Genomic DNA, 12,333 nt, shown 5'->3' with positions numbered 1-12,333 from the left:
TTGCCGACACCTGAGAATGACCACCACCCCGGGAACCCCGACCGGTCTCCAAAATTCTTTTCTCTTCCGGTCCCCGACCTCTGCACTTTCCGTGAAGGAGGGGTTCGATGTCCATCCGTTCAGTGATGGCCGCGGCGGCGGCCGCCGTGCTCACCATGGGGACGTGCGCCATGGGTTTAGTGGCCACGACCTCCTCCGTCAACGCCTTGGACAACAATCTCGCACTTACTCCGCAGATGGGATTCAACAACTGGAATTCCACCCAATGCACCTCGACGTTCAACGAGAAGATGATCGAGGACATAGCCGACCTTTTCGTCTCCTCCGGTCTCAAAGCCGCCGGCTACCAGTACGTGAATCTCGACGACTGCTGGGCGCTTCCCACACGCGACGCCAACGGCAACCTCGTGGCCGATCCGGTGCGCTTCCCGAACGGCATCAAGGCCGTCGCCGACTATGTGCACTCCAAGGGCCTGAAGTTCGGCATCTACTCCAGCGCCGGGACCAAGACCTGCAACTACGCCGCCGGGTTCCCCGGTTCACTCGGCCATGAGCAGCAGGACGCCGACCTGTGGGCTTCCTGGGGCGTGGACTACCTGAAGTACGACAACTGCAACAACGAGGGGTTGAGCGCCCAGCAGCGCTACACCACGATGCGCGACGCCCTGGTGGCCACCGGACGGCCGATCCTTTACGCCATCTGCGAATGGGGCGAGAGCGATCCCTGGACCTGGGCCGCGCCGGTCGGCAACTCCTGGCGTACCACCCTCGACATCACCGACACCTACAGCAGCCTGCTGTCGATCTACAAGGCGAACATCCAGCTCGGCCAGTACGCGGGGCCCGGTCACTGGAACGACCCCGACATGCTGGAAATCGGCAACGGGGGAATGACCGACGTCGAATACCGCTCCCAGTTCAGCCTCTGGTCGATGATGTCGGCGCCGCTGATCATCGGCACCGACATCCGGGAGGCGACTCCCGCCACGATGGACATCCTGAGCAACTCCGAGGTCATTGCCGTCGATCAGGACCCGCTCGGCGTGCAGGGCACCGAGATCAGCTCGGCGAACGGCCTGCACGTGATCACCAAGCCGCTGGAGAACGGCGACCGGGCCGTCGCGCTGTTCAACGAGACCGACGCGGCGGCCACGATCAGCACCACGGCCTCGGCCGTCGGCCTGCCGAGGTCCTCCGGGTACGCGGTCGAGGACCTGTGGGCAGGCACGAGTGCCGAGTCCGCGGGTGGGATCAGCGCCGTCGTACCGCCGCACGGGACCACGATGCTGCGCGTCCGATCGGGCGGCGACTGGCAGAGCCTGCCGCCTGCCGTGCACACCGCCATCGAGTACCCCGCCCTCTTCGCTGGCGCGCCCCCACTGGTCGAAGCCGGTACGACCACCACGGTGACCACCGTCACCGGCAACGACGGTGTCCAGCCCGCGCGTGACGGCAGCGTCGAGCTGACCGGCCCCGCGGGCTGGACCGTCAGGGCCACCTCACCGACCGGGTTCGCACGGCTCGAGACCGGCCACGAACTGAGCACCCGGTGGTCGGTGACCGTGCCGGAGGGAGCGCCAACGGGCAACTACACACTGCACGTCGGCACCGGATACGAGCCCGGTCCGACCACGGTGGGCTACGACCTGACCGTCTCCGTGGTCGCCGAGCAACCCGCGGGCGTCAGCTCGCTCGGTGACGACCAGTGGGTCGCCACGTCCAACGGCTCCGGGCCGGTGGAACGCAACACCGGCAACGGCGGTGCCGCCGCGGGCGACGGACAGGCGATCACCCTGAACGGGCAGACGTTCGCCAAGGGACTGGGCACGCTCGCACCCAGCGAGGTCAGCTACTACCTGGGCGGCACGTGCTCGACCCTGGAAAGCACCGTCGGCCTGGACGACCTGACGACGTCGCTCAGTGGCTCGGTCACCTTCCAGGTGTGGGCCGACGGCAAGCTGGTGAAAGAGACCGGGGTCATCTCACGCGGCGACCCGCCCCAACAGCTCACCGCCGACGTCACGGGGGCAAGCCTGCTGAAGCTCGTGGTCACCGACGCCGGTGATGCCAATATCGGCGACCTCGCGGACTGGGCGGGCGCCGAGGTCACCTGCGAGTGATCCGGCTTCACCGAGTGGGACCACCGGGCCGCGTCCCGTGCGGCTGCGGCCCGGTAGTCCCTTGAGTCTTCTGCTCCTGGTCAAGTACCGCTCCCCTGTTGCTCCTTGAGGCTCATGGATCACAGGAGCCGCAGGAGGCCGACAGGGGCCACTGACACTCCGAGGCGGATTCCCCGCCACCGCCAGGTGGGAGGCGGCCTCTTCGGCCGGGAGCGGTGTCTCCCTCAGTCCAACACCGGCAACAACTCCGGCAGATGACCGTCCGAAGCAGCCGCCGCCTGCTGCCGCTCCTCCGACACCGTCCCGTAGAACGTCGTACGCGGCTTCGCCGGACGCCCCGCCGCTTCCGCCACCGCGACCAGTTCCTTGACGGACTTGTACGAGCCGTACGACGAGCCCGCCATGCGGGAGATGGTCTCTTCCATCAGGGTGCCGCCGAGGTCGTTGGCGCCGGAGCGGAGCATCTCTGCCGCGCCCTCGGTGCCCAGTTTCACCCAGCTGGTCTGGATGTTGGGGATGTGCGGGTGGAGGAGGAGGCGGGCCATGGCGATGACCGCGCGGTTGTCCCGCATGGTGGGGCCGGGGCGGGCGATCCCGGCCAGGTAGACGGGCGCGTTGGTGTGGATGAAGGGGAGGGTGACGAACTCGGTGAAGCCGCCGGTCTGTTGCTGGATGCGGGCAAGCGTGCGGAAGTGGCCGAGCCAGTGGCGGGGCTGGTCCACGTGGCCGTACATCATCGTGGAGGAGGAGCGGATGCCTAGTTCGTGGGCCGTGGTGACGACCTCGATCCAGGTGGCCGTGGGGAGCTTGCCCTTGGTCAGGACCCAGCGGACCTCGTCGTCGAGGATCTCCGCGGCGGTGCCGGGGATGGAGTCGAGGCCCGCCTCCTTGGCGGCCGAGAGCCATTCGCGGATGGGCATGCCGGTGCGGGTCGCGCCGTTCACCACCTCCATCGGGGAGAAGGCGTGCACGTGCATGCCGGGGACGCGCTCCTTCACCGCACGGGCGATGTCGAAGTAGGCGGTGCCCGGCAGATCGGGGTGGATCCCGCCCTGCATGCAGACCTCAACGGCCCCGACTTCCCAGGCCTGTTGGGCTCGGTCCGCCACCTGGTCCAACGACAAGGTGTACGCGTCCGCGTCCGTACGGCGTTGCGCGAAGGCGCAGAAGCGGCAGCCCGTGTAGCAGACGTTGGTGAAGTTGATGTTCCGGGTGACGATGTACGTCACGTCGTCGCCGACCGCCGACTTGCGCACGTCGTCGGCGATGCGGCAGAGGGCGTCAAGGGCCGGCCCGTCCGCGTGCAGCAGCGCCAGCGCCTCGTCGTCGGTGAGGCGGGTCGGGTCGTCGGCGGCCGTCGCGAGCGCGGCCCGTACGTCGGTGTCGATCCGCGACGGCACCATCCCCGGTGCCGCCGCCTCCCGCAGCGCGTCCCAGTCGCCGTAGACGTGGTCGAAGTCCTCGCGGCGGTCGCCGGTACGGCCCTCGGTGTCGATCGACGCGTGCAGATCCGTACGCCCCGACGACGTGAACGCCTCATCGGGCTCCTGCCACGGGTGCCCCTCGACGACGGCATCCGCACGCGCCAGCCCCGACTCCGGGTCCGCCAGCGCCCGTACGTGCGGCAGCAGCCGCGGGTCCAGCCACGGCTCGCCCCGCTGCACGAACTCCGGGTAGACACAGAGGCGTTCGCGCAGTTCGAAGCCGACGGCCGCGGACTCCGCGGTCAGCAGGTCGATCTGCGGCCACGGACGCTCCGGGTTGACGTGGTCGATGGTCAGCGGCGAGACCCCGCCCCAGTCGTCGATCCCCGCGCCGATCAGCCGCCCGTACTCGGAGTCCACCAGGTTCGGCGGCGCCTGGAGGCAGGCCGCGGGGCCCATGATGTGCCGGGCCACCGCGACGGTGGCGACCAGCTCGTCCAGCTCGGCGTCCGGCATACCGCGCATCGCCGTGTCCGGCTTGGCGCGGAAGTTCTGGATGATCAGCTCCTGAATGCCGTGGTAGGCGCGGGAGATGCGCCGCAGCGCGAACAGCGAGTCCGCGCGCTCCTCGTACGACTCCCCGATCCCGATCAGGATCCCGCTGGTGAAGGGGACGGAGGAACGGCCGGCGTCCTCCAGCACCCGCAGCCGTACGGCGGGCTCCTTGTCCGGTGAGCCGTGGTGCGGCCCGCCGGGCTCGGACCACAGACGGGTCGCCGTCGTCTCCAGCATCATGCCCATCGACGGGGCCACCGGCTTCAGCCGCTGGAAGTCCGTCCACGACATCACCCCGGGGTTGAGGTGCGGGAGAAGCCCCGTCTCCTCCAGGATGCGGATCGAGATGGCCCGTACGTACGCGATCGTGTCGTCGTACCCGTGCGCGTCCAGCCACTCGCGTGCCTCGGGCCAGCGGTCCTCGGGCTTGTCGCCGAGGGTGATCAGCGCTTCCTTGCAGCCGAGTTCGGCGCCGCGGCGGGCGATGTCGAGGACCTCGTCCGGGGACATGAACATCCCGTGGCCGGCCCGGCGCAGCTTGCCGGGGACGGTGACGAAGGTGCAGTAGTGGCATTTGTCCCGGCACAGGCGGGTGAGCGGGATGAAGACGCTCTTGGAGTACGTGATGACGCCGGGGCGGCCCGCCGCCGCCAGGCCCGCGTCGCGCACCCGGGCGGCGGAGGCGGTGAGGTCGTCGAGGTCGGCGCCGCGGGCCTGGAGCAGTACCGCGGCCTCGGTGACGTCGAGGGCGACGCCCTCACGTGCACGTTTGAGGGCGCGACGCATGGAGTTCTCGGTGGGGCCGGTTCCAGAGGTCGCGGAAGTCGTCATCCTTCGAGCATACGATCGTGGTGATCAGAGACCACAGGGCGCAGGCGTATTCCTCCGGTGCGGCAGGTCGTCACAGACCGACGCCGGTACGGGAACCCCGCCCACCACCGGCCACACACTCCGCTCCAGGCCCACCAGCCTCACCTCAAGCCTGCCCGGCACGCCGTCTGCGTCCAAGCGAAAGCTGCGGATCCCTTTCCCTTGCACCGCAGTTCACGACCGCATACAAGCCTGGTACAAGACCGCATAGAAGCCTTGTACGAGCCGACCCGCACCGCCCGCCCATGTCAGTCACGACGTCTTGGGAGCAGCAACATGCGTGAGGACGATCAGGGCACCGACAGCACCGCCAGCACTGACGGAATCAACGGCATGGGCAGACGCGCCCTGATCGTGACGGGAGGGGCTGCCGCGCTTACGTTGGGGAGCGTGACCTTCTCACCTGGCTATGACGCGGAAGCAGCGAGCGAGCTGGAGACGAGGACGGTGCGCGGCACGCTGCCCACCGGCTCGCCGGACTTCGTGTACCTCCCCGTCGAAGTCCCGGCGGGCGTACGGGAGATCAAGGTCTCGTACACCTACGAACGGCCGTCCGTCCCGGTCGGCACCCAGGGCAACGCCCTCGACATCGGCGTCTTCGACGAGCACGGCACCGAACTGGGCGGCAAGGGCTTCCGCGGCTGGTCGGGCGGGGCCCGCACGGAGTTCTTCATCCGCGCGGACGACGCGACGCCGGGCTACCTCCCGGGACCGGTCCGCGAGGGCACCTGGCACATCGCCCTCGCCCCGTACACGGTTTCGCCGCAGGGACTGCCGTACGAGGTCACGATCACGCTCACCTACGGGGACCCGAGTCCGGCCGCGAAGCCGGTGTACCCGCCCGCGCGGGCGAAGGGCAGGGGCCGCGCCTGGTACCGCGGCGACTGCCACCTGCACTCCTGGTACTCGGACGGCCGCCGCACCCCGGCCGAGCTCGCGGCCCTCGCGCGCGCTGCGGGCCTGGACTTCATCAACTCCTCCGAGCACAACACCACGTCCGCGCACGCCCATTGGGCGGACCAGGCGGGTGACGACCTGCTCATCATGGTGGGCGAGGAGGTCACCACACGCAACGGTCACGTCCTCGCCCTCGGCACCGACCCCGGCACCTTCGTCGACTGGCGCTACCGTGCCCGCGACAACCGTTTCGGCAGGTACGCCCGGGAGATCCGCCGCTCCGGCGGCCTGGTCGTGCCCGCCCACCCGCACGCCACCTGCATCGGCTGCAACTGGAAGTTCGGCTTCGGGGAGGCGGACGCCGTCGAGGTGTGGAACGGCGCGTACGGACCCGACGACGAGGTGGCCCTCGCGGACTGGGACGGCATGCTGGTGGCAGCGGTGCGGGAGGGCCGTGGCTGGATCCCGGCCATGGGCAACAGCGACGCCCACCGCGACCCCGACCCGGTCGGCCGCCCGCAGACGGTCGTCCTCGCCGACGATCTGACCCGCGAGGCCATCCAGGACGGCATCCGGGCGGGCCGCTCCTACGTGGCCGAGTCCCGGGCCGTGTCGCTCGCCTTCTCGGCCGCCGGGTCGAAGGGGGAGCACGCGGGCATCGGCGAGCGGCTGAAGGTGGACAAGGACACCCCGGTCACGCTCCGCCTTGAGGTCACCGGCGCACCCCGCTGCACGGTCCGCTTCGTCACCGACCAGGGCGTCCTGTTCACCAGCGACCCACTGCCCGTCGACGGCTCCGGCACGGTCGAGTGGCGTACGACGGCTTCGTACGCGGCGTACGTACGGGCCGAACTCCGCCACGAGGTGGTGCTCGCGCCGCTGCCGGGGGCGTTGGCGGCGTTCACGAATCCGATCTTCCTGGGGCGTTGACGTCGGAGGTGTGGGGTGCCGCCTGATGCAGGAGGGTATCCGGGCGGCACCGTGTTGCTGCACACTGCACGGAGTACCCAGCGTGTCCGGTGTATTCCTCTGTGTGACAGGAGAGTTCTGTGTCCGTACCGCGTCACGGCGTCCTCGTAGCCATCACCGCATCGACGTTCGCCCTCGTGGGGCTTACGGCTCCGGCGGCCACCGCGGCCCCCTCCGGACTCGCCGAGTCTGCCGCCGCCGCGGCCAGGGCGGCCGCCGCCTACCCCACCAACGCCTTCGACGCGACCTACGGAGCCACCTACGCCCGCGGCACCCTGACCTGGCAGAACCGCTCGGTCGGCGTCTCCGGGAACCAGCGAGCCCTCACGGCCAGCGGGTGTCGTAAGACGTACGTCTTCACCTACGACTCAGGCGTGAACGAACTGGACGTCAGGAGCAGTACCGCGGTGTGCAACGGCATCGCACCGCTCTCCTTCAGCGTCCCGGCGGATGTCCCCGGTGGGGCCGCCTTCACCACCGTCTGCCTCACCGACGGAGCGGGTGCCGCGCTCAAGTGCGTGGCGTACGCCCGGTCCGACGCGTCTGTTGCCTGATCCGCACCGGACAGGTCCTAGGTATCGCTGTCGAACGCGACGTGCAGGTGGTCCGGGTGGACCCGGTGGACCCGGTGGACCCGGTGGACCCGGTCCGAGAAGAAGCCCGGGAGGCCGAACACGGTTCGAAAAGCTCGCCACCCGCTACCAAGCGGGACCGCAGCTGAGTTCGCTCATCTTGTGGCTACGCGATCTGGTGCCGTGACCACCGGGCGAACAGGCCTCGCCGCCTGCGAGGTTGCGTCGTGAACGCCGTTTGCGGAACACCCAGCGCATCGAGCCGTGACATGAGCCGAACCTCTTGCTCTGACGTGACAGCGATCCACAGGGCTGTGCCCGTGTCGCCGGCGCTGAAGATCGCTCGCCCCTGTCGCCACGCCTCGGCATGAATCGTGTAGGGAGCCAAGGCGAGAAGCACGTCGAACTGCGTGTCGTCGCAGACATCGACGTCAATCCCCATGCCAGGATCACCTTTCGCAGACCGGACGCCCTCGGCCACCTCGTTGGCGGCCATCGACAACACCTGCTCGTACGCGGGCGCCACTTCCGGTGGCCATGCGATATCGCTGTAGGCATCGACGTGAGCCGTCTCGATGCTGTCTCGCAGGACCCGAAGCGCCTCGCGGTGAACACGTACCACGTCTGCCGCCTCCAGGCCGTCTCGGAGGAACAGGTCTCGACGTGGTTCATCGGCTTCACTGGTCATGCGGCTCAGCCTTGCACGCGCCGATGTCGTCCGTTTGAAGGGCCTGACCGGCTGCGGCTGCCGTGGTAGCCGCGCAGCTGACGACTTCGCTCGCCCACAGCTTGATCATTTATCAGACAGGGCCTAGCCGCAGTAGGTGTCCCGGCGAGGCAGTTCCCCCGTCGCCAGGTAGCGGGAGACGATCCGGTCGCCGCACTCGTTGCCGTTGGCGAGGTAGGCGTCGTGGCCGGTGGAGTTCACGGTCACCATGACGGCGCGCCTGCCGAGGGCGGCGCGGAACTTCAGGGCGCCGCTGAGCGGGGTGGCCACGTCACGCCGGTTCTGGACGAGCAGGACGGTGGACGGACCGCGATCGGTGATCCGTACGGGATTCTCCTTCACCGGATACGGCCAGGCAGCACAGGCCATCGCGTTCCTCGGCATCCCGGCGGTCAGCGGATACTTGGCCCGGCTCTCGTCAACTTCCTTCTGGTACACAGATGTTGACCTGGGCCACTCGTCGTCGTTACACATGGTGGCGAGGGCGACGGCAAGGCCGTTCTGCAGCAGCGGCTCGGGGGGCGCCTCGGGCGCGGGTGGGACGGTGCCGTTCTGCGCGGCCAGGATCAGCTGGGCCAGAGCCGGAAACCCGTCGGGGTCGTAGAACGTGTCCACCATGGTCTGCCGGAGCGCATTCCCGTTCAGCTCGGCCGGATTGGCCCCGGGCCACGGGATCGGCTCACGATCCAGCCGTGCGGCGAGCCGCAGGAACAGCGGCCGCACCCCGGCCGCCGTATCGGCCAGCCGGTACGGATTCCCCGGCGCAGACGCCCACTTGGCGAACTCAGGAAAGACGTCCTCGACACCGGTCTCGAACCCCGCCCACAAGGCACGGGAAGCCTGGCCGTGTTCGGGGTCGCCATTGCCGTCCAGGTTGCTGTCCAGCACGAAGCGGTCGGTGCGGTGCGGGAACAACTGGCTGTAGACAGCGCCGACATACGAGCCGTACGAGACACCCCACGCGGACAGCTTCCGCTCGCCCAGCGCCGCCCGGATACGGTCGATGTCACGGGCGTTGTCGGCACTGCTGATGTGCCGAATCAGCTCACCGCCGTCGCGTGCGCAGGCGTCGGCCATCCGCCGGGCGGTGACCATGTTCTCGGTGACCGACCCGTCCGGGGCGGGCCAGGGGAAGAACGTGGACCTCGCAAGGTCGTCGGCTTCGAGACCACAGCTGACCGGCGCGGAACGGCCGACCCCCCGGGGATCGAACCCGATCAGGTCGTACGCGTCCCGCACCTCCTGCGGCAGCTCCTGTCCCTTCCCGGAGAGTTCGTCGAGGCTGCCGCCGCCTGGCCCGCCGGCGATCAGCAGCAAGGCTCCGCGGCGTACGGCCGGCTTCTCGCTGGGGATACGGGAGACGGTGATACCGATCTTCTTGCCACCGGGATCGGAGTAGTCGATCGGCACCTGCACGGTCGCGCACTCCTGCCGGGGATCGAGCCCGCTCCCCTCACACTTCGCCCAGTCGAGGAGCTCAGGAGTAGAGGGGGCCACGGCAGCCGTCGCGGTGAGCGGCGCGGTGACGCCGAGCACGACGGACGCGGCCACGATCAGGGCGACATTTCGCGTGGTCTTCGTCATACCGAAGAGCTTCGCCGCCCGCTCCCCACCGTCACATCCCGCCAACCCCCCTATGCCTCCTGGGGTTTACCGCACGGGTCTCGTAGGGCCTGCCCGAACGCGCCGGCGTCGGCCGCCGGGTTCACCTCCCCCGGGGCGTTACTGATCCACGACCTGTGGATCACGGAAGTAGTACACGACGGTCACACCCAAGCCAGGGGGTGCGTATGGACGACGGTGATCGCTTCGGCGGAGTCGTGAGCAAGCGGTGTGGTGTACGTGTACTCCGCGGAGGGCGGGCGCCATCGCTCGGCATTCCCCACCGCCCGCACCGCCCCGCTCACCACGTCGCCACCCCGCGCCCGCACTCGGCCCACAGCAGCTTGCCGCCCTTCGACGCGCCCAGTTCGCGCAGCACGGACGCGCCCCACGCGTCGGCGCAGGCCCGTACGAGGTGCAGGCCGCGGCCGTGCTCGGCGGTTTCCGCGGCAGGTCGGGGTACGTCGCCGAAGCCGGACGGGACTCTTGGGTCGGAGTCCCATACGGCGACCCGCAGCCGGTCCGACTCGGTCGAGAGGACCCGGAGGGCGTACGGGCCACTGGTGTGGCGGTGCGAGTTCGTCAGCAGCTCCGCGGCCAACAACTCTGCCGTGGGGGAGAGTTCGGACATTTCATGGGCGGCCAGAATCAGCCTGAGGGTTCCCCGGGCGATGCCCGGAGCCCGTGGATCGTGCGGAAGTTGCAGGGTGTAGGACCAGGGCGGGGATACGGTTGCCATGGAAGTTTCCGATCACGAGAGGGAGTTGGGGTCGTTGGTCTGCGAAGCCCAGTGACGATGCCGCTCCGTCGAGCGGGGTGCTCCTGAGCAGGGCGCCTGGGAACGAAGATAGGGCACGTACAAATAACTTTTGGCGAATCCGAGAAAACTTCGAGAGACTTCGCCCATGTGAGTGACACCCCAACTCGGCGCAGAGCCAGAGGAGTTCACATGCCCCAAAAGCCCTCGGCGTCGGCCCGCCGCATCCGGCTTGCCGTTGAGCTGCGCAAAATGCGCGAACGAGCCGGCATGACGGCAACCGAGGCAGCCCGCGCACTCGGGGTCAGCCAGGGGCAACTCAGCAACATCGAGTCGGCACGATTCGGCGTCAGCCCGGACCGCCTCAGGGCGATGGCCCGCGCCTACACATGCTCGGACCAGGCTTTCGTCGAAGCCCTGGTCGACATCGCGACCGACAAGACGCGTGGCTGGTGGGAGGCGTACCGGGAAGTCCTGCCAACGGGTCTGCTCGACCTCGCCGAACTGGAGCACCACGCCACCGCCGTGCGCACCGCGTACACCACCCACATCGCGGGACTGCTTCAGACCCATGACCACGCCCGCGAGATCTTCCGCCACGTGATCCCCGCCCCCACACCCCCCGAGGTGGAACACCGTGTCTCGCATCGGATCAAGAGGCAGGACGTCATCTACCGGGCCGGTCCAATCCCCTACCGCACCGTGATCCATGAAGCAGCCTTGCGCATGCGCGTCGGGGGCCGGGACGTAGCACGCACCCAGCTTCAGCACCTGCTCGACATGAGCGAGCAGGAGCACATCACCGTGCGAGTACTCGCGTTCGACGTCGGCGCCTTCCCGGGGTCAGGCCAGTCCATCAACTACCTGCACGGCCCTGTCCCACAGCTCGACACCGCGCAACTCGATCAGTTCCACGGGCCTGTGCTCCTGGACGCCGAAGCGCTCCTGGAGAAGTACCGGAACCTGCTCGACGTGGTGGAGGCCACCGCCCTCAGCCCCGAGAAGTCCCGGGACCTGATCCACGCCATCGCCCACGACCTGTAAGGAGCCCCATGTCCACGCATGACTGGCAGACCTCGTCCTACTGCCAGGAGGGTGACGCCTGCGTGCATGTCGCCGCCACCGCAGAAACGGTCCATCTGACCGAAAGCAGCGACCCCGCCGGGGTCATACTCTCGGCGCACCCCGACACCTTCGCCACCCTCCTCCGAGCCCTCAAGAAGAACCACGACTGAACCGCCACCCGGATCCACCACCGGATCCACCGACGAAAGAGCCCCCGCATGTCGCGCCACCACGAGCTCAAGTTCAGGGTCGTCACGTCGCTCCAGCGGCGGATCGGCAACCCCGTCATGAAACTGCTGCCGTTCCAGACACTCCTGGAGACGACCGGCCGCAAGTCGGGGCTGCCGCGCCGGACGCCGGTCGGTGGGCGGCGGGTCGGGCGGGAGTTCTGGATCGTGTCGGAGTACGGCGAGAAGTCGCAGTACGTGCGGAACATCAAGGCCGACCCGAGGGTCCGGGTGCGCGTCAAGGGGCGTTGGCACGATGGGACGGCCCACCTGCTGGTCCAGGACGACGCCCGCGAACGGCTCAGGTCCCTGCCCCGGCTGAACAGCGCCGCGGTCCGCACGGTCGGCACGAACCTGCTGACGGTGCGGGTGGATCTGACGGACGGCTGATCCCCGCCGTGGCCCCAGGCCCTCCCCTCGGCGGCCGTTGACAAAGCGGAGCGCTGTTCCGTATCGTAATCGGAACGACGTTCCGCTTCAGCGTACCCAAGTTCCTGAAGCCGGACGCTCCTGACCACCTCCCCCGCCATCGGCCGAACGAGACCGAC

Annotated in this window: 10 protein-coding genes; 6 read left to right on the top strand and 4 right to left on the bottom strand. The window is 68.8% G+C overall.

Going from position 1 to position 12,333, the window contains the following annotated elements; genetic code table 11:
* Nucleotides 1–107 precede the first annotated feature (107 nt).
* Nucleotides 108–2,120, top strand: coding sequence for an NPCBM/NEW2 domain-containing protein (locus ACIPC1_RS28240; protein ID WP_402521785.1), 2,013 nt, complete (start codon nucleotides 108–110; stop codon nucleotides 2,118–2,120).
* Between the two features lie 224 nt (nucleotides 2,121–2,344).
* Here ACIPC1_RS28240 and ACIPC1_RS28235 read toward each other — a convergent pair whose 3' ends face one another.
* Nucleotides 2,345–4,930 (bottom strand): bifunctional FO biosynthesis protein CofGH, encoded by a 2,586-nt coding sequence (locus ACIPC1_RS28235; RefSeq protein WP_402521782.1) that lies wholly within the window; start codon nucleotides 4,928–4,930, stop codon nucleotides 2,345–2,347.
* 315 nt (nucleotides 4,931–5,245) lie between these two features.
* On the opposite strand from ACIPC1_RS28235, the gene ACIPC1_RS28230 reads away from it, so the two are divergent.
* Nucleotides 5,246–6,796: a CehA/McbA family metallohydrolase gene (locus ACIPC1_RS28230; RefSeq protein ID WP_402521779.1), complete on the top strand. Its 1,551-nt coding sequence runs from the start codon at nucleotides 5,246–5,248 to the stop codon at nucleotides 6,794–6,796.
* A 119-nt stretch (nucleotides 6,797–6,915) separates the two neighbouring features.
* Nucleotides 6,916–7,389: a hypothetical protein gene (locus tag ACIPC1_RS28225; RefSeq protein WP_402521777.1), complete on the top strand. Its 474-nt coding sequence runs from the start codon at nucleotides 6,916–6,918 to the stop codon at nucleotides 7,387–7,389.
* 184 nt (nucleotides 7,390–7,573) lie between these two features.
* On the opposite strand, the gene ACIPC1_RS28220 is transcribed toward ACIPC1_RS28225, so the two are convergent.
* The 3 genes from ACIPC1_RS28220 to ACIPC1_RS28210 all read right to left on the bottom strand — a co-directional run bounded on the left by ACIPC1_RS28220 (nucleotide 7,574) and on the right by ACIPC1_RS28210 (nucleotide 10,475).
* Nucleotides 7,574–8,095 carry a hypothetical protein gene (locus tag ACIPC1_RS28220; protein WP_402521775.1) on the bottom strand — a complete coding sequence of 174 codons (522 nt, stop codon included), beginning with the start codon at nucleotides 8,093–8,095 and terminating at the stop codon, nucleotides 7,574–7,576.
* 123 nt (nucleotides 8,096–8,218) lie between these two features.
* The gene (locus ACIPC1_RS28215) at nucleotides 8,219–9,718 is read right to left on the bottom strand and encodes an alpha/beta hydrolase (protein WP_402521773.1); all 1,500 of its coding nucleotides are present in this window, start codon (nucleotides 9,716–9,718) and stop codon (nucleotides 8,219–8,221) included.
* 319 nt (nucleotides 9,719–10,037) lie between these two features.
* Complete coding sequence (locus ACIPC1_RS28210; protein WP_402521770.1) at nucleotides 10,038–10,475, bottom strand: ATP-binding protein; 438 nt, start codon at nucleotides 10,473–10,475, stop codon at nucleotides 10,038–10,040.
* 210 nt (nucleotides 10,476–10,685) lie between these two features.
* Between ACIPC1_RS28210 and ACIPC1_RS28205 the strand changes: the two genes are divergently transcribed.
* From ACIPC1_RS28205 to ACIPC1_RS28195, 3 genes are read left to right on the top strand one after another with little or no spacing between them, the layout of a single operon-like run.
* A complete protein-coding gene (locus tag ACIPC1_RS28205; protein ID WP_402521767.1) occupies nucleotides 10,686–11,537 on the top strand; it encodes a helix-turn-helix transcriptional regulator in 852 nt (283 codons plus the stop codon).
* An 8-nt stretch (nucleotides 11,538–11,545) separates the two neighbouring features.
* The gene (locus ACIPC1_RS28200; RefSeq protein ID WP_402521764.1) at nucleotides 11,546–11,728 is read left to right on the top strand and encodes a DUF397 domain-containing protein; all 183 of its coding nucleotides are present in this window, start codon (nucleotides 11,546–11,548) and stop codon (nucleotides 11,726–11,728) included.
* 48 nt (nucleotides 11,729–11,776) lie between these two features.
* Complete coding sequence (locus ACIPC1_RS28195; protein ID WP_402521762.1) at nucleotides 11,777–12,175, top strand: nitroreductase family deazaflavin-dependent oxidoreductase; 399 nt, start codon at nucleotides 11,777–11,779, stop codon at nucleotides 12,173–12,175.
* The last annotated feature ends 158 nt before the right edge of the window (nucleotides 12,176–12,333 follow it).

This window comes from Streptomyces sp. NPDC087263 (assembly GCF_044744645.1).
Classification (GTDB): domain Bacteria; phylum Actinomycetota; class Actinomycetes; order Streptomycetales; family Streptomycetaceae; genus Streptomyces.
The sequence above is the reverse complement of the archived record's forward strand: the minus strand, read 5'-3'. Positions and strand labels throughout refer to the sequence as shown.